The sequence below is a fragment of the Cypionkella sp. TWP1-2-1b2 genome, assembly GCF_049896245.1.
Taxonomy (GTDB): Bacteria; Pseudomonadota; Alphaproteobacteria; order Rhodobacterales; family Rhodobacteraceae; genus Cypionkella.
Genome location: NZ_JAFCTX010000031.1, coordinates 19,769 through 34,950, shown reverse-complemented (window position 1 = coordinate 34,950; position 15,182 = coordinate 19,769). Strand labels below are relative to the sequence as shown.

Here is a 15,182-nt window from a genome sequence, read left to right as displayed (position 1 = left end):
AAATAGTCTCTGCGGCCTTGATCGCGTTGATGTTACAAATACCTGCCTCGGCAGGCGCGCAGACAACGCCAAAACCGGCGACGTTTGTGATCAACCTGCGCGACGCTGATATCCGCACGCTTTCAGAGCAAGTTTCAGAAATCACCGGACGCACTTTGGTGCTTGACCCAAATGTATCGGGCACGGTGACTGTGATCTCGACCGAGCCGTTGAATGTCGATGGGGTTTGGGAATTGTTTCAGTCGGTGCTGGCGGTGCAGGGCTTTGCCGCACTGCCGTCCGGCAAACTTTGGCGGATCGTGCCGCAAGCCAGCATCCGCGAGGGCGGCGGTGTGATTGAAAGCAACGGCGATGTCGGTCGTCTTGATGTGATCACCCGACTGGTTCAGCTGAAAAATTTTCCTGCGACGACGGCTGTAGGCGCATTGCGCCCCTTGGTGGCCAGCTTTGGTTATATCGAGGCCGTGGTGGACACCAACACGCTTGTCATCACCGATACCGCTGAAAATGTGCGCCGGATTGAGGGCATCGCACTGGCTTTGGATGCGGATACCGGACAAGAGGTGTTCACGATCCAAATTCGCAATGCCGATGCCGTTGACGTTGGGGCGGCAGTTGAAAGCGTGCTGAAATCGTCGGCAACAGATGGTGGTGTCGCCCGTGTGACGGTTGATCCAAGGTCCAACGTGCTGTTGCTGAAATCGAACCGTGAAACCTATGAGATGGTTCAGCGGGTGGTGGCAGAGTTGGATGTGCCGGGCAAAGCCATTCCCTCGACGGTGCCTGTCACGCGCGTCTACAAGCTGCGCTATGCGGATGCGACCTCGATGGCCGAAGTGTTGCGCGGCCTGATCGGTTCGGGCAGTGCTGTCAGCAACCCGGTGGCCGAAGCGCTGCCAGCCGATACCGCGGTGGGGGTCGAGGGCGAAGCCAATACGGATGCCGCCCCCGCTCCACCGCCAGTGATCTCGCTTGCGGCAGAGGACATCACCATTCAGCCTGCAACAGAAACCAATGCTGTTGTTGTGCGTGCGCGGCGGGAGGTTCAATCTGATCTGGCAGCTTTGATAGCTGAATTGGATCAACGCCGCCCGCAAGTGCTGATCGAAGCTGCCATCGTCGAAGTTTCGGGCGATATATCCGAACAACTGGGCGTGCAACTTGGCTTTGGCAGCGCAGCGCCGCCCGGTGGTTTTGCCGCCACCTCATTTTCGCCGACCGGTCCAACATTGGATAACATCCTGACCTTGCTCGGCTCGCCTGCGGCCGTTGGAGTTGCCCCGACCGGGCTTTCCATCGGGCTGTCGCGGCAAGACAAATTCGGGCTGTTGCTTCAGGCGCTGGGGCAATCGACCAAAGCAAACCTGCTTTCGACCCCCAGCATCACAACGCTTGATAATCAGGCGGCAGAAATTGTCGTGGGCCAGAACGTGCCATTCCGCACCGGCACCTTTACCGGAAACGGCAACACCCAAAGCACCATTGAACGCCGCGATGTCGGCATCACGATGCGGGTGCTGCCAAGGGTCAATCAGGGCGACGTGATTCAGTTGGACATCACACAAGAAGTCTCGTCCTTGGCCGCCGCTGCGGTGGCGGGTGCCGCCGATATTGTCACCAACAGGCGCAGCATCAAGACAACGGTTCTGGCGGATAATGGCGGCACGATTGTGCTGGGCGGTCTGATCACCAATGATCGTCAATCCAGCCGATCCGAGGTTCCGGGGCTTGGCAAGTTGCCAATCGTCGGGGGGCTGTTCCGCTCTAAATCGGACTCTTCGCGCAGGCAGACTTTGTTCGTGTTTCTGCGACCAACCATTCTGCGCACCCGCAGTGACATCGCATCCGTCGCCGACAACCGCTTTCAGCGGCTTAAAGCCATCGAGTCTAACCCCGGCGATCCGAAAAGCCTGCTGGCAGAACCGAAACCCGTGCGCAGGCTTCCCGTTGAGATTGACGGTCTTTATTGAAGTGCCACCCTGCAGCGAGCCATATATTGGGTTAATAAGATTAGTGAAACGAAGTTGAGTTCTGATTTTTGTCACTGAAAAAAGCAAAACTAAGCGAGTTGGTGAAACCTTTTGAAATTTTTAACGTAACTATAATTGATCACTTTGGCGTGTGTTTAAGGCTGGCCTTGGTTTTGCTGGAAGGGAATGGATGCCAATCATATCGCGCAGGCAGCTAAGTGGCATTGCAATGGCTGTCGCAGTGGCTGGCATCATCGTGGTTGGCACTGTTGTAACAACCAAGGCGCCCACAAAAATCGCTGCGGCGCAGTTAAGCGACACCACCATCGTGGCAAAACTACAAACCAGTTCAAAGATATACCCCGCAGAGCTGCAAGCCATGCTGCGCGCCACCCGGGCAGCGCCTGACGATCTGGTTGCAGCCAAGGCTGCGGCGGCTGGTTTGATCGCCGAGGGCCGGGCCGCTGGCGACTCGCGTCTGGTCGGTGCGGCAAGCGGTGTTCTAAGCCCGTTCATGGCTGACGCCGATGTAGAGACATTAAATCTGCTGGCGACCGTCCGGCAGTATCAGCACGATTTTACCGGGGCGCTGTTGATGCTGGATCGCGCCCTCAAACACGATCCAAGCAACCCCAGCGCATTGCTGAACCGTGCAACCATCCAGATCGTGCTGGGGCGATTTGATCTGGCGGGTTCCGATTGCAAACGTCTCTCAGCCGTGTCGCGCCCGGAACTGGGTTTTCTGTGCCAATCGACAGCGCTGCTGCTGACCGACCGCGCGCCATTGGTTTATCAACGACTTCAAGGCATTGTCGATAGCCCCGGATTGCTTGATGGCTCTTTGCGGGGTTGGGCCATTGGATTGATGGGCGAGATTGCCAAGTTGCAAGGCGATAGCAAGACGGCGCAAAAGCATTTTGCCGATGTACTGGCGGCAGACCCTCTTGCGCTGCGCGAGCGACTTTTGCTCTCCGACCTGCTGTTGCAGGACACGGCCGCGACCGAGGTTTTGGCGCTGCTTGAACCCGCGCCAGATGTGGATGGTGTGTTGATCCGCCGCGTGCTGGCGGCCGAAATACTTGGTGATCAGAAAATGGCTGATGCGGCAAAGACCGAACTTGATCGCCGGTTTCGGTTGAACCTCGACTTGGGCCTAACCGCCCATGCGCGGGAAGAAGCACGGTACTTTCTGGAAATAGCGGGCGACCCACAGCTTGCGTTGCAGCGGGCGGTGGTCAACTGGCATCTTCAGCATGAATTTGAGGATGCACAGCTTCTGATTGACAGCGCCGTCGCCGCCAAAAATCCTGAGGCAGCGGCCCCTGTGTTGGCCTGGATGACCGAACAATCGGTGGTCGTCCCCGCTTTGAATATCCCGGATTCAGTCAGAAAAGCCGCCAAATGATCCCAGTTTTGCAAATTTGTGCGCGTTTCATGCTCGTGGTCATGATGTTTTGTGCGGCAACCGTTGCGCAAGCGCATGAGACAACAAGGTCTTATGTGACGATCACGCAGGATGATGGCGCAATGACAGCGCAGGTCCGCATTGCGTTTCGCGATATTGAAGTCGCGGTCTGGATGGACGAAAATCTGGATGGCAACATCACTTGGGGCGAAACCAAGCAACGTCTGGCTGCAGTTCACGCCTATTTTACATCGGTTTTTCAGCTGGATGCCGGAGGTGCATGTACCTTGACGCCAACCGGTGCCGATGTGTCCTCTGACGCTGGCATCGACTATCTTGATCTCGAATTTGCCGTGATCTGCCCGGTGGCGGATGCGCCTTTGACAGCAACGTCACGTTTGTTCGCCGAAATTGATCCCGATCACCGCATGTTCCTGACGGCCAATCTTGCCGGAGCCATCACAACGACCCTGCTCAGCGCATCTAACCCAACTGTGGTGATCAACACCGAGACCGCAGGCCTGCTGAACTCGTTTCTCACCTATTTCAAATCGGGGATCGAACATCTCACTGGTGGCGCCGACCATCTTGTATTTTTGTTGGTGATCATGTTGCCCGCCGTGGCGTCCGGCATGGGCAAGCGCGCTGCAATACTGAACGTCATCGCAGTGCTGACAGGTTTCACGGCCGCACATGCCCTGTCGCTGACTGCAGCCGCAACTGATTTCCTGCGCCCGCCTTCAACGATCATCGAGATTTTGATCGCGCTTTCGATTGTGGTCACCGCCATAGACAATGTGCGGCCGTTCATCCCGGCACCTCGCGCAGCGGTCGCGGCGTTCTTCGGCATCATCCACGGCTTTGGCTTTGCATCGGCGTTAGGCGTGTTGCATCTTTCGGGCAGCGGACTTGCTGTGGCATTGATAGGCTTCAATCTGGGGATCGAAGTGGCGCAAATCGTACTGGTAGTAATTGCTCTTCCCATTCTGTTCTTGATTGGGAAAAGCAGAGTACTGCTGTGGGCAGGCAGCATTCTTGCAGGCGGCATTGGGATGTTTTGGGTTTGGGTTCGAGTCGGCCTTTAACGTTGGAAGTGGTCTGACCGGAACGTTTCCACGTAGCCAGAAGACCTTGCAGGTCAACTTTCCCAAACGCTGCGTCTGGCGCAATATCCACATAGGAATTGATGAGAAAACACTGAAAATCCGGGCCGCCGAGTTTACCGCCAGCGCTGTTGGCGCTGCGCTGATGTTGCCCGAGCTTGAGGATCAAGTCTCGCCCGAACAGGCGATCGCCAGTGACGTTGCCGACGGCGCCTTCGGCTCGTGCAGGTGCCACGATAGGGCACGCTCTTTTTCCTTTGTGTCATTAGTTTCGATCGACGCCCTCGTGAAGGGGGCGACTTACCTTAAGGTAAGGCATTCGGGTGGTTGAGAAAAGTGGCGTTTGCGCGCGCACATTCCGGTTGAGGGCCTTAGCACAAGTCTCGATGCGCGAGCATTTTACAGAAGGTATAATTTTATCAGTTAGTTAAGGCGGGTGCAAACCCAAGCGTGTTCTCGGACACGATAGCCGTTCGCGCTGAAGGCTGTGGCTACCTCAGACGATCAGAGTGCCGCCAAGATTGGTCGATGGTTTGGCACCGACATGTTCGATTTTACGATTCCAGTTCGCGCCCAGATAGTAGTAACGCAAACTGTCAAACTCCGGGCGGATAATCGCTTCCAGTCGGGCTTTGAGCTTGGTCCATTGTGCGGGATCAACCTCGATCTCGAATACTGAATACTGCACACGCTGGCCGAAATCCTGGCAGGCGCGAGCGACGTGGCGCAGGCGCTTTTTGCCACCTTCCTCCAGCATCCTTACATCGTATGTCACCAACATCAGCATGTTATTTCCAGAACCACTGCGGGTATGCCTCCAGATCGCCACGCAGGTGGGGGGCGAGCATCTGGGCCTGAACAAAAGGCACCAAGCCGAAGGGGATCTTTTCGGCGAGGAAGGGGTGCAGGCGCTCTTCTTTCTTGCGCTTTTGCCACGCGGTGAGCACGGTTTTGCGCGCCTCGTCCGTCATCATCACGGCACCGCCTTCGCGGATTTCAAAATCTTGCGCCCGCAACTGGCGGCGATTAACCAGCGACAAAGCGAGGCGATCCACCAGCACAGGGCGGAATTCCTCCATCAGATCCAATGCAAGGCTGGGGCGGCCCGGGCGGTCGCGATGCAGAAAGCCGACAGCAATATCTAGGCCTACGGCCTCGGCGGCACTGCGGCAATCATGGGTAAGCAGGGTGTATAGGAAGGACAATAGGACGTTCATCGGGTCCAGCGGCGGGCGGCGCGAGCGGCCCGTCCATCGAAAGGCGGCCTTGGGCGCGCGGATCAGATGACCGAACACCGAGAAATACAGCGCGGAAGCCTCGCCCTCCATCCCGCGCAGGCGATCAGCATGGGCAGGGGCGAGTTCGATATTCCGCAGGATTTGTTCCATGCGTTCACAATCCTGGGTCAGCGCCAGACGGGCTTCAGGCGGGTATTCGCTGCCATAATCGCGCAACGACCGCATCAGGACCGAACGCTGGTTGGCAACCTTGCCCAAAAGCAGCGCCCGGATGATGTCTTCAGGCGTGTCGCTGGCGCGGTATTGGGCACTGCGCAGCAGCACATTGCCTGTCACCGGGCCTTCGATGTGGGCTGCAAAGCGCCCGTTCCGTTCCAGCAACGCGATGGTGATGCCCGCACCGGCGCAAGCCCCGATCAGGGCGGGTGACAGCAGGATTGGGCCGAACACGACCACCGAGGCCAGCATATGCAGTGGCACGCGGGCTTTGATTTCGCCCTCTACCTCGGCCACCAGATTTTCGCCGTCCTTACGCAGGGCGGCACCTTCGGTGGTGACATAGACTGTGTTCAGCAGCTTTTTCATGAATTTTCTTCAGGCATGGGGCTTGCCTGCAACGGCTCGCGCAACATCTTGCTGCGCCATGCTAGCACCGGGCGGGCGTAAAGCTGAGGTCGGCAAGGTTCCAGCAGCGAACAGGCCCGGCAGCGGCTTTTGTGTGGGGTGGGTGACGGTGTGGTGCCAGAGGCCAGCACGCCGCGCAGATCGGTCACGACCGTCTCGGTCAGGGCGCGAATATCAGTATCAAACGGAACGGCAACGCGGCGATGGGTTTCGGCGTAATACAGCGCACCTTCCAGCACCTTTTGCCCGGTCATTTCCTCTAGACACAGGGCTTGCGCGCAAAGCTGCACCTCGTCGGCGCGATGCAATTTGGGTTTGCCGCGCTTGTATTCCACCGGGAAGGGCACATCCGCGACAAACTCCACCATGTCACAAACCCCGGCAATCCCCGGCCGGGTTGAGAAAACTGCCAGCGCCATCACCCGCCTCACCCCCCTTGCCTGCCGCTTGCCGCCCTTGTCAGCCACGGCATGCAGCACATCTCCCTCTGCGGTGAAGCGATTGTCGGCCCAAAGCCGCTCCAGATGGATCAACGCGGCCTGACGCATGCAAGAGGTCGCGTGTTGCAGAGCCGACAGCGGGATCGGCTCTGCGTCGGCCATCACAAAACCTCGATAATCTCCACACCCGCAGGCAGCGAAGCGCGGTCGATGTGGATGGCGTAATCGCTGAACTTGCGCGCCGGACGCAGGTTGCCAAGCCGGGCATCATCAATGGTGCGGAATTCGCCATCCACCGCCCGACCGACTTTCACGATGTCAAAGAGCTGATACGTCGGGGCATTGCCAAGCGCGATGTCATGGCGGAAGAGAAGCAGCTTGCGGGTCGACATTTGGCCCCGCGCGGCGGAGTGGTCGTGTTCGAACATTGACGACAACGCCTCTGTCAGCAAGCCAAGATTGGCCTCGGAAAACCCGGTGCGTTCCGCGAATTTGGCGGAAATGAAGCCGTAAGCGATATAGACGCCGTAGGGCACGATATGCTTGCGGCCCATCGTGCGGTTTTACTTGCGGTCCGCGCTGTCATCATCCTCGGCCTTTTGCTTTTTCTCAGCCTCATTGGTGGCAGCCATCCGGGTGATGGATATTTCGGCGGGCATGATCGGCTCAAACGAGGTCGCAAAGGTGATCTGCACCGGGCCTTTGACCTGACCGCAATTCACGCCGGTGGACATCACCGCTCCAAAGGTCCGCAGGTCATAGAAATTGGCACACATCCAGTCGCGGAGTTCATTGGCTTCCTTGTCGCTGTTGGGGTTTAGCTTGGCATCCTTGGCCGCCTTCGTATACCCCGGTCGCAGTGCCACATAAGCCTTGCGGTGCTGGTCATTCAGGATTGAGCTTTCCTGCACATAGATATGATGCCCATCCTGCCCGGTGCGCGCGGGGTCAACATAGTTGCGGATTTTGCGCTTTAGGCTGACGTCGGATACCAGACCATGCCCGGTTTTCGTGCCCATTCGCGGCATGTTGCCGGAGTCAGGGTCGCCATTCGGGTCGCCGTTTGTCACGTCAAAAATCAGCATAAAATCATGGCGTTGGCTCAGGACGGTCATTCGGACATCTCCACAAGATCGGTTTGGGTGTCACGCTTGCGGAAGGCTTCGCTGCGCTGGTGATGATAGCCGATGCCAAACAACGCCTGTTCGGCAGTGGTCAGACGGCTGGAAATGGGTAGCCTTGCGGAGTCATCAGGTCCGTCACCGACAGAACAAGTTTCTCAAGGTTCACCACCCAGCCCGGACTTAGCTTTTTCAGCTTGAAGAAACAGTTTGCAGCGCCGCTTCCCAACTCCGTAAACACCTTTTGCGGCGTAGTGGAGGCTGCACCGTAAAACTTGTCCTTAATCGTGGCGTTGACGTTTCCACCCAAGGCCGCGCGTTGAACCTCCTCATAAACCGCGAAAAGCCGTAAGCGTCCGGTCTGACTGCTCTGCCGCGTGCTGATGGTGCGGGATAGTGTTTACCAAGGATAGTGGACACTAAGGTGCGGGCATGGCGCGGCGGACGAGGCGGCTTTGGACGGATGAGGAGAAGCGGTCTATCTGCTTGCAGACGACGGCGCCGAGCGTTTCCGTGGCTCAGGTTGCGCTTCGCTATACGGTAAACGCGAACCTGATCTTCAAATAGCTGCGCGACCCCAAATATCGACCTAGAGCTGGATCTGAGGAATCGGGTTTGCACTTTCTGCCGGTGGAGATCGTCAAGGAAGCCTCGCTGGCCCGACCGATGCCTGCCGCCGACAATCAAATCGAGATCGAACTGGCGAGCGGTCACCGGATGCGGATCAGCGGCGGGTATGATCCCGAGGCGCTGGCGCGGTTGATCCGGGGGCTGACGGCGTGATCCCGGTCCCGGCCAACACGCGGGTCTGGCTCGCGGCGGGGATCACCGACATGCGAAAGGGCTTTGCGGCCTTGGCCGCGCAGGCCGAAGCCGTGCTGAAGCAGGACCCGTTTGGCGGGCATCTGTTCGTCTTCCGTGGCCGCCGGGGTGAGCTGGTAAAGATCATCTGGTGGGACGGTCAGCGGGCTTGCATGTTCATGAAGCGCCTCGAGAAAGGCCGGTTCGTCTGGCCCTCGGCGAAGGAGGGCAAGGTGGCGCTGACGCCTGCGCAACTGGCGATGCTGCTGGAAGGTATCGACTGGCGGGCGCCACAGCGGACGTGGCGCCCCTTGGCAGCGGGATAATCTGCCTGTCTTGCAATCAATGATTCCCACAACGAATACAGTGGATAAACTTCTCACATGCTGGATCAAACCCTGACCTTGCCGGAAGACCCCGAGGAGCTGCGCAGCTTCACCGCGCGGCTTCTGGCCGAGGTGAAGGCGCAGGCGATCCTGATCGAGAAGCTGCGGCATCAATTGGCCGAGCACCGGGCGCACCGGTTTGGCGCGTCATCCGAGACGGCCGGGCAACTGCAACTGGCCTTGGAGACCAGTGAGATTGCGGCCACCGCGATGACCGCACGAATGAAGCTGCCGGACATCGAGGCGAAGGACAAACCGAAGCGCCGTCCGATCCCGGACCATATTCCCCGGATGGAGGTGGAACTGACGCCCGGTGCCGATGCCTGTGCCGATTGCGGCGGCCGCCTGCGCCGGATTGGCGAGGATGTGACGGAAGAACTGGAATACGTCCCCGGACGCTTCATCGTGAACCGCATTGTCCGGCCCCGGCTGACCTGCGCCTGCTGCGAACGCTTGGTTCAGTCTCCGCTGCCGTCGCGCCCCATTGAGCGGGATCGCCCCGGGCCGGGCCTGCTGGCGCATGTTCTGGTCAGCAAATATGCCGATCACTTGCCGCTTTACCGCCAGAGCCAGATCTTCGACCGCGAAGGGCTCGATCTTGATCGCTCGACCCTGGCCGACTGGGTCGGCAAGACCACCGCCCTGCTGGAACCGCTCGCCGATGCCATCGGGCGACATGTCCTGTCGGCCGAGGCGATCTTTGTCGATGACACGCCCATCAGCATGCTTGCTCCCGGCACCGGCAAGACCCAGACAGCTCGCCTCAGGACCTATGCCCGCGATGAACGCCCTTGGGGCGGCACTGCGCCCCCTGCCGCCTGGTATCGCTTCTCCGGCGACCGAAAGGGCCAGCACCCCAAGGATCATCTCGCCCGCTTTCGCGGCTGGATGCATGCCGACGGCTATGCCGGATTCGAGGACCTCTATCGAACTGGGGCAATCCGTGAGGTCGCCTGCATGGCCCATGTCCGGCGCAAGTTCGTCGACATCCACCGGTCGCAAGGCTCGCCCATCGCCGAAGAGGCCATCGGCCGGATCGCTCAGATCTATGCCGTCGAGAACGAGGCCAGAGGCTCCCCGCCAGACCGCCGCGCAGAACGACGACGCGCCCATGCCGCACCGGTCTTCGATAGTCTCGAAGCCTGGCTCGCCATGCAACTCACTACGATCTCGGGTAAATCCCCGCTGGCCGGAGCAATCCGATACGCCATCACCCGCATGGAACGCATGCGCCCTTACCTCGATCACGGCATACTTGAGCTCGACAACAACGCTGCCGAGCGCGGCATGCGCGCCGTTGCCTTGGGAAGGAAGAACTATCTCTTCGTCGGTTCCGAGGCAGGCGGCAAGGCGGCAGCCATCGCCTACACCCTGATCGAAACGGCCAAACTGAACGCCGTCGACCCAAGCGGCCTGGCTCGCCGACACCCTCGCCCGCATCCCAGACTACAAGATCACCAAGGTCGACGACCTCCTTCCGTGGCGCTGGAACGGATAGCAGCCAGACCGGACGCTTACAGAGAATTCGCGGCGGCGATCGTTGATGGAGGAAGGGCAGCTATCGGGCGGAAGCCGACTGTTGGAGTGCCGCCTATGCGCAAGCGGTCGTTATAGACGAGCAGCGGGTGCCTCGGGAGGGCTGTGGGCAGTTGGTGGCGAGCGGGGCCACTAGGTCGCAGCGTAGCCAAGTGAGGGTCTGTAGGTGCCTCTCTGGCCCTAGAACTGATAGCCCCAAGACCCATTTCAATGGTTGAAAACTGCTCTTAAACGTGCCTTTTCTGCTGTTCGCATAACATACTGATAAATAAAGACAATCCTCCTGCATGTTCTAGGGTTTGTTGAGATCCAGGATTCCCCTTTGGCATGATTTCTGATTCAAACTTCCCAAAGGGAAGGTTTGGATGCCGATTGATCGTCACATCATCACGGATCGCCAGTGGTTGAAGATCGAGCCGCACTGTCTGGGCAAGAAGTCCGATCCTGGACGGACGGGGGGTGATGCGCGACTGTTTCTGGAGGGGGTGTTCTGGATCGCGCGAACCGTGGCGCAGTGGCGTGACCTTCCGGCTGAGTTCGGCAAGTGGAACTCGGTCTACCGCCGGTTCCGGGACTGGGGCCTTGCTGGGGTGTTTGAGCGCATTTTCAATGCCTTGTCCGAGGAACCCGATATGGAAATGGCGATGATCGACGGCACCATCGTCAAGGTTCACCGCCATGGACAGGGCTCAAAAGGGGACTCAAAGTCAGGCGATAGGCAAGTCAAAGGGCGGCTGGACCACCAAGATACTCGCGCTGACCGATGCCTTGGGAAACTTGGTGCGCTTCGTCCTGCTGCCGGGACACCGCTTCGATACAGTCGGCGTGGCCCCCCTGATCGACGGGATCAGCTTCGATGCGATCTTGGCTGACAAGGCTTTCGACAGCAACTGGATCATCGCAGACAGGAATGCCCGCGGAGCGCTGATCTGCATCTCACAGCACCCAAGGCGCAGCAACCCGCTGCAAATCGACCTGAACATCTATAAATGCCGCCATCTGATCGAGAACTTCTTCTGCAAACTCAACGAGTTCAAGCGCATCGCCATGCGGTCGGAAAAGACCGATGCATCCTTCAAGACAATGATCTATGCGGGCGCAGCACTCATCAATTCCCGATGAATCTCAACAGACCCCAGCACAGATTTCAAAATCCCCGCAAGCCAGGCATTCACATCACCATCGCCGTGAAGGCCCATCAGGGTGGTAAACAGCAATGTCAGCGGATAAGGCTGCCCGGCCAGAATGGCCCGCATCCAGTCGCCCGCAAGGTTGGGCGGAACATTCTCGTGTTTGCACAGCACGTCGAGTTCCTGCAAATATTGCCACAGCGGCGGAAAACCGTCACGAGGGGGGGGCGAGCATCAGATTGTTTAGGTGGTTCTGATAGTTCGCCATCAGCTTGCAAGAATCATCTTCATAGTGAAACCGTACTGACAACCGCGCCGCATTGGGGGCGAGGCCGAGGATGTGAATCCGAACCCCGTCTGCGAGCTTCGGCGCGACTTGCCCCAAAGCGTTGCCCTGCTGGATCATTTCCAGCCAGAGCGTAATTTGCGTGGTGGCGATTTTGTCTTCGGCTGTCGGATCCTCGCCCGCCGCATCGCCCCCGCTCATCATGGCAAAGAACAACCGCTCAGACACCTTCGCCTCGACTGCCGAGCCATCGGCCCAAAACACCGTTGAGGTATCGCCGATCTGGATACAGTGGCCGCTGTCGCGGGCGAGAAAGTGGTTCAGGACAGCAGTGTGGGCGAACGCAACAGAAATTGCCGTCGGTGCATTTTCTGCGAGCAAATGTCCATAGGAGGAGAACGCATCACTATCCTTGTCGAAAGACACGAGAGCATGTCCGCATCTGATGGAATCGGAATGTGGATTCCCATGTGGGGTCTTTCATGATTCACTGCTTCCCCCAGATGATGGAGGGAAGCATGGTGTTGCCACTGTCCATGGATATCAGGATGCGGGTTGCAGAGGCTCTGGAGGATGGGGAGACGGTCCGGGCCGCGGCGAAGCGGTTCGGGGTTTCGGTCGCCTCGGCGGTGCGGATCGGGCAGCGACAGCGCGCAGGGCGGGGGCAGGCTCCGGAAAGGATCGCGGGTGTCCGTCGGGCGGCGCTTGCGCGTGAACCCGGGGACTGGCTGCTGGCCCGTCTGGCCGAGAAGCCGGACCTTACAATGCGGGCGCTGATGGCAGAACTGGCGGCACGGGACGTGCGTGTTGCGCATGACACGGTCTGGCGGTTTGTGAGGCGCGCAGGCCAGACGGTCAAAAAAAGACCCTGATGGCCAGCGAGCAGCTGCGCCCGAAGCTGGCGCGGTTCCGGGCGCGCTGGCGGGCGCACCAGCACCGGCTTGACCCTAGGTGTCTGATCTTCATTGATGAGACCTGGATCAAGACCAACATGACGCAGACCTGCAGCTGGGCCACAAAGCGCAAGCGACTGCCCGCCAAAGTCCCTCATGGTCACTGGAAAACCCTGACCTTCCTGGCCGGGCTGCGCCATGACGGCATCGTTGCCCCCTTCGTGCTGGACGGGCCGATCAACGGGGATGCTTTCACCGCCTGGCTCGGCCAGTGTCTCGTCCCGACGCTCACTCCCGGCGACGTGGTCATCGCCGACAACCTCGGAAGCCACAAAGACCTGCCCGCCCGGCAGTTGATCCGCACCGCAGGCGTGCACCTTTTGTTCCTGCCACCCTACAGCCCGAACCTTAACCCGATCGAATTGGCCTTCGCCAAACTCAAAACCCTGTTCCGAAAGGCCGATGAACGCACCATCGAAGCCTCATGGCGAAGGGTGGGAACGTGTGGCACCGGAAGGCGACGATCATTGCCGCTTCCGCTTTTGTCAGCACCGTCGACCGCGGCTCCGTAGGCCCGGTCTTCATATCCTCGACCGTCACCCGCTTCCGCCATTTCGCCACCGTCTTGGGGTTGATGCCCAACTCCCGGCTCAACCGCGACAGCGAAGCTTGCGATCGCTGTATTGCTGCTCTGACGGCGTGCGTGGTCGTGGCGCTCCCGTGACGAACTTGTCCCATAATGCTTCCTTCCATTCCCTAGAAAGGATCGCACCATCAAACCGTGGGATCAAACACCTAGGTAATCGACACCGCTCATGGAAGATTTACCGGTGCCCCGCGTGGCACCGTGTTTGTGCCACCAATGGCAATGGTTACTGTCGCTCTCGATGCGGGTGAAGCGGCCAGCTGGATGCTGCATTGCCACCACATGCCCATCTTGCGTCGGGAATTATGACCGAATTCATCATTTCGGCTTGATCGGCGTTACTTCTAGGGAGCCCCACCTACCCCTGAAAAGTACACAGTGGGCAATATCGAGGTGGAAAGTTCCATAAAGTGATTGATCGGTGAACGACGGGTTGTATACCATCTTGTTGGCTTGCTGATGGTTTAGACCAAGCATTGCGCGCTGCGACCAGAACACATCCAGCGAAAATACGGCGTATGACCACAGGTTTGCATTGTGATAGTTCGCGTCGCCTGCATCGGTCAGATAGTGAGCTCCGATGATCACCTATGACATGCTTCATAGGATTGTTGGATCTGCCCACCCTCTGCCGAGGCCTCGTTTTGCCAAATCACCGTCAGCCTGTATGCGCCACTATACGCGCTCTGATGCGCGGGCTGGCGAAATCCAGAAAAGCCCGTAGTTTCAGCGGCAAAGCGCCTTGGCCATCAAAAACCAGACTGATGGGCACAGACGGCGGCTCGTAAGCTTCCAACACCGTCGTCAAGTGTCCGGCACCGCAGGCGGCTGCAATCTGATAGGACAGCACGCGGGTCAGCCCCACACCCGACACGGCCGCGTCAATAGCCGCTTCTGCGGAGTTGACGGCCAGACGCGAGCGGATCGGTATGGTGGTTTCGACGCCATTCGTCTGAAAGTTCCAGCGATCTGTGTGATCAAGGCCGATGAAGGTGATGCAGTGGTGACGGGATATCTCTGCTGGTGCAAGCGGCAGACCATTCGCTGCAAAATACTGTGGGCTGGCGCAAACCACCCGCCGCACCTCACCCAGCCGCGCCGCCCTTAAACGGCTGTCGGGCAGCGCGCCAATACGCACCGCAACATCGACGTGATCATCCTGCAGATGCAATAGGCGGTCTGCCAGCGTCAGCCTGATGTCAATCTCAGGGTAGGCCTGCAAGAACGCGGTGACGACGGGCAGAACGTGCAGTCGGCCAAACACCACGGGTGCTGTCAGGGTCAATTCGCCGCGAGCGGTGGTGAATGCGCCGGATGCCGCAAGCTCTGCCTCGGCCACGTCGCGCAAAATGCGTTTGCAGGCGGCGAGGTATGACAGCCCCGCCTCGGTCAGCGTCACATGGCGGTTTGAGCGTTGCAGCAGGCGTGCGCCAAGATGGGTTTCCAGATCCGAGATTTTGCGGCTGATCGTGGTCAGCGGCACACCCAATTTACGGCCTGCCGCCGAAAGGTTGCCCTGTTCGACCACCTGCAACAGCACATTCATCGCGTCTAAACGATCCATGGCCTTGATGTTTCCTTCCGTTAAATGGAAGCATATAAG

16 protein-coding genes and 5 pseudogenes are annotated in these 15,182 nt (G+C 58.9%); 11 read left to right on the top strand and 10 right to left on the bottom strand.

The features are described from left to right. Nucleotides 1–29 precede the first annotated feature (29 nt). The 4 genes and pseudogenes from gspD to ACP7AP_RS17865 all read left to right on the top strand — a co-directional run. Nucleotides 30–1,970 (top strand): type II secretion system secretin GspD, encoded by a 1,941-nt coding sequence (gspD, locus tag ACP7AP_RS17880; protein ID WP_426036254.1) that lies wholly within the window; start codon nt 30–32, stop codon nt 1,968–1,970. 229 nt (nt 1,971–2,199) lie between these two features. Continuing rightward, complete coding sequence (locus ACP7AP_RS17875; protein ID WP_426036252.1) at nt 2,200–3,375, top strand: hypothetical protein; 1,176 nt, start codon at nt 2,200–2,202, stop codon at nt 3,373–3,375. A gap of 29 nt (nt 3,376–3,404) precedes the next feature. Continuing rightward, nucleotides 3,405–4,460 (top strand): HupE/UreJ family protein, encoded by a 1,056-nt coding sequence (locus tag ACP7AP_RS17870; RefSeq protein ID WP_426036250.1) that lies wholly within the window; start codon nt 3,405–3,407, stop codon nt 4,458–4,460. Nucleotides 4,461–4,482: 22 nt separating this feature from the next. Further along, nucleotides 4,483–4,716 (top strand): annotated as a pseudogene (locus ACP7AP_RS17865) (IS5/IS1182 family transposase); the annotation flags it as partial. A gap of 258 nt (nt 4,717–4,974) precedes the next feature. On the opposite strand, the gene cas2 reads toward ACP7AP_RS17865, so the two are convergent. From cas2 to ACP7AP_RS17840, 5 genes and pseudogenes are all read right to left on the bottom strand, one after another. Then, nucleotides 4,975–5,265, bottom strand: coding sequence for a CRISPR-associated endonuclease Cas2 (cas2, locus tag ACP7AP_RS17860; protein WP_426036248.1), 291 nt, complete (start codon nt 5,263–5,265; stop codon nt 4,975–4,977). A 1-nt stretch (nt 5,266) separates the two neighbouring features. Then, on the bottom strand, nt 5,267–6,301 hold the full coding sequence (cas1c, locus tag ACP7AP_RS17855; RefSeq protein WP_426036246.1) for a type I-C CRISPR-associated endonuclease Cas1c: 1,035 nt from the start codon (nt 6,299–6,301) through the stop codon (nt 5,267–5,269). Next, nucleotides 6,298–6,942: a CRISPR-associated protein Cas4 gene (gene cas4 / locus ACP7AP_RS17850; RefSeq protein ID WP_426036244.1), complete on the bottom strand. Its 645-nt coding sequence runs from the start codon at nt 6,940–6,942 to the stop codon at nt 6,298–6,300. Before cas4 ends, cas1c begins: the two co-directional genes overlap by 4 nt. Continuing rightward, nucleotides 6,942–7,895: pseudogene (gene cas7c, locus ACP7AP_RS17845) on the bottom strand (type I-C CRISPR-associated protein Cas7/Csd2). Before cas7c ends, cas4 begins: the two are co-directional and overlap by 1 nt. Before the next feature lie 100 nt (nt 7,896–7,995). Continuing rightward, complete coding sequence (locus tag ACP7AP_RS17840; protein WP_426036242.1) at nt 7,996–8,211, bottom strand: type I-C CRISPR-associated protein Cas8c/Csd1; 216 nt, start codon at nt 8,209–8,211, stop codon at nt 7,996–7,998. A gap of 305 nt (nt 8,212–8,516) precedes the next feature. Here ACP7AP_RS17840 and ACP7AP_RS17835 point away from each other — a divergent pair, with 305 nt between their 5' ends. The 4 genes and pseudogenes from ACP7AP_RS17835 to ACP7AP_RS17820 all read left to right on the top strand — a co-directional run bounded on the left by ACP7AP_RS17835 (nt 8,517) and on the right by ACP7AP_RS17820 (nt 11,746). Then, complete coding sequence (locus tag ACP7AP_RS17835) at nt 8,517–8,684, top strand: hypothetical protein (protein WP_426036240.1); 168 nt, start codon at nt 8,517–8,519, stop codon at nt 8,682–8,684. Next, the gene (tnpB, locus tag ACP7AP_RS17830) at nt 8,681–9,028 is read left to right on the top strand and encodes an IS66 family insertion sequence element accessory protein TnpB (RefSeq protein ID WP_426036238.1); all 348 of its coding nucleotides are present in this window, start codon (nt 8,681–8,683) and stop codon (nt 9,026–9,028) included. Before ACP7AP_RS17835 ends, tnpB begins: the two co-directional genes overlap by 4 nt. Before the next feature lie 57 nt (nt 9,029–9,085). Then, a pseudogene (tnpC, locus tag ACP7AP_RS17825) lies at nt 9,086–10,586 on the top strand (IS66 family transposase). Nucleotides 10,587–10,989: 403 nt separating this feature from the next. Continuing rightward, nucleotides 10,990–11,746, top strand: a protein-coding gene (locus tag ACP7AP_RS17820) for an IS5 family transposase (RefSeq protein ID WP_426036236.1) whose coding sequence is annotated in 2 segments (ribosomal slippage) — nt 10,990–11,321 and nt 11,320–11,746 — 759 coding nt in all. Because the reading frame shifts where the segments join, the coding sequence is not laid out codon by codon here. Here the strand turns inward: ACP7AP_RS17820 and ACP7AP_RS17815 are convergent. Then, nucleotides 11,713–11,928 carry a type I-C CRISPR-associated protein Cas8c/Csd1 gene (locus ACP7AP_RS17815; protein ID WP_426036234.1) on the bottom strand — a complete coding sequence of 72 codons (216 nt, stop codon included), beginning with the start codon at nt 11,926–11,928 and terminating at the stop codon, nt 11,713–11,715. The two genes, ACP7AP_RS17820 and ACP7AP_RS17815, sit on opposite strands and share 34 nt — an antisense overlap. Before the next feature lie 40 nt (nt 11,929–11,968). Then, nucleotides 11,969–12,466 (bottom strand): type I-C CRISPR-associated protein Cas8c/Csd1, encoded by a 498-nt coding sequence (locus ACP7AP_RS17810; RefSeq protein ID WP_426036232.1) that lies wholly within the window; start codon nt 12,464–12,466, stop codon nt 11,969–11,971. A gap of 56 nt (nt 12,467–12,522) precedes the next feature. Here ACP7AP_RS17810 and ACP7AP_RS17805 point away from each other — a divergent pair, with 56 nt between their 5' ends. Continuing rightward, nucleotides 12,523–12,912: a hypothetical protein gene (locus ACP7AP_RS17805; protein WP_426036230.1), complete on the top strand. Its 390-nt coding sequence runs from the start codon at nt 12,523–12,525 to the stop codon at nt 12,910–12,912. After that, nucleotides 12,912–13,505: an IS630 family transposase gene (locus tag ACP7AP_RS17800; protein ID WP_426036228.1), complete on the top strand. Its 594-nt coding sequence runs from the start codon at nt 12,912–12,914 to the stop codon at nt 13,503–13,505. Before ACP7AP_RS17805 ends, ACP7AP_RS17800 begins: the two co-directional genes overlap by 1 nt. Here ACP7AP_RS17800 and ACP7AP_RS17795 read toward each other — a convergent pair. Next, nucleotides 13,426–13,671, bottom strand: a pseudogene (locus tag ACP7AP_RS17795) (transposase); the annotation flags it as partial. The gene ACP7AP_RS17800 and the pseudogene ACP7AP_RS17795 sit on opposite strands and share 80 nt — an antisense overlap. A gap of 82 nt (nt 13,672–13,753) precedes the next feature. Here ACP7AP_RS17795 and ACP7AP_RS17790 point away from each other — a divergent pair. Further along, nucleotides 13,754–13,911: pseudogene (locus tag ACP7AP_RS17790) on the top strand (multicopper oxidase domain-containing protein); the annotation flags it as partial. Here the strand turns inward: ACP7AP_RS17790 and ACP7AP_RS17785 are convergent. Then, on the bottom strand, nt 13,898–14,167 hold the full coding sequence (locus tag ACP7AP_RS17785; RefSeq protein ID WP_426036226.1) for a hypothetical protein: 270 nt from the start codon (nt 14,165–14,167) through the stop codon (nt 13,898–13,900). The pseudogene ACP7AP_RS17790 and the gene ACP7AP_RS17785 sit on opposite strands and share 14 nt — an antisense overlap. A 70-nt stretch (nt 14,168–14,237) precedes the next feature. Further along, nucleotides 14,238–15,143, bottom strand: a complete 906-nt coding sequence (locus tag ACP7AP_RS17780; RefSeq protein WP_426036224.1) for a LysR family transcriptional regulator — start codon at nt 15,141–15,143, stop codon at nt 14,238–14,240. Nucleotides 15,144–15,182 lie beyond the last annotated feature (39 nt).

Excerpts from the sequence above, each read along its gene's own strand:
- gspD (WP_426036254.1), top strand. The coding sequence starts at position 30 with ATGTTACAAATACCTGCCTCGGCAGGCGCGCAGACAACGCCAAAACCG.
- ACP7AP_RS17875 (WP_426036252.1), top strand. The coding sequence starts at position 2,200 with ATGGCTGTCGCAGTGGCTGGCATCATCGTGGTTGGCACTGTTGTAACA.
- ACP7AP_RS17870 (WP_426036250.1), top strand. The coding sequence starts at position 3,405 with ATGCTCGTGGTCATGATGTTTTGTGCGGCAACCGTTGCGCAAGCGCAT.
- cas2 (WP_426036248.1), bottom strand. The coding sequence starts at position 5,265 with ATGCTGATGTTGGTGACATACGATGTAAGGATGCTGGAGGAAGGTGGC.
- cas1c (WP_426036246.1), bottom strand. The coding sequence starts at position 6,301 with ATGAAAAAGCTGCTGAACACAGTCTATGTCACCACCGAAGGTGCCGCC.
- cas4 (WP_426036244.1), bottom strand. The coding sequence starts at position 6,942 with ATGGCCGACGCAGAGCCGATCCCGCTGTCGGCTCTGCAACACGCGACC.
- ACP7AP_RS17805 (WP_426036230.1), top strand. The coding sequence starts at position 12,523 with ATGATTCACTGCTTCCCCCAGATGATGGAGGGAAGCATGGTGTTGCCA.
- ACP7AP_RS17800 (WP_426036228.1), top strand. The coding sequence starts at position 12,912 with ATGGCCAGCGAGCAGCTGCGCCCGAAGCTGGCGCGGTTCCGGGCGCGC.
- ACP7AP_RS17780 (WP_426036224.1), bottom strand. The coding sequence starts at position 15,143 with ATGGATCGTTTAGACGCGATGAATGTGCTGTTGCAGGTGGTCGAACAG.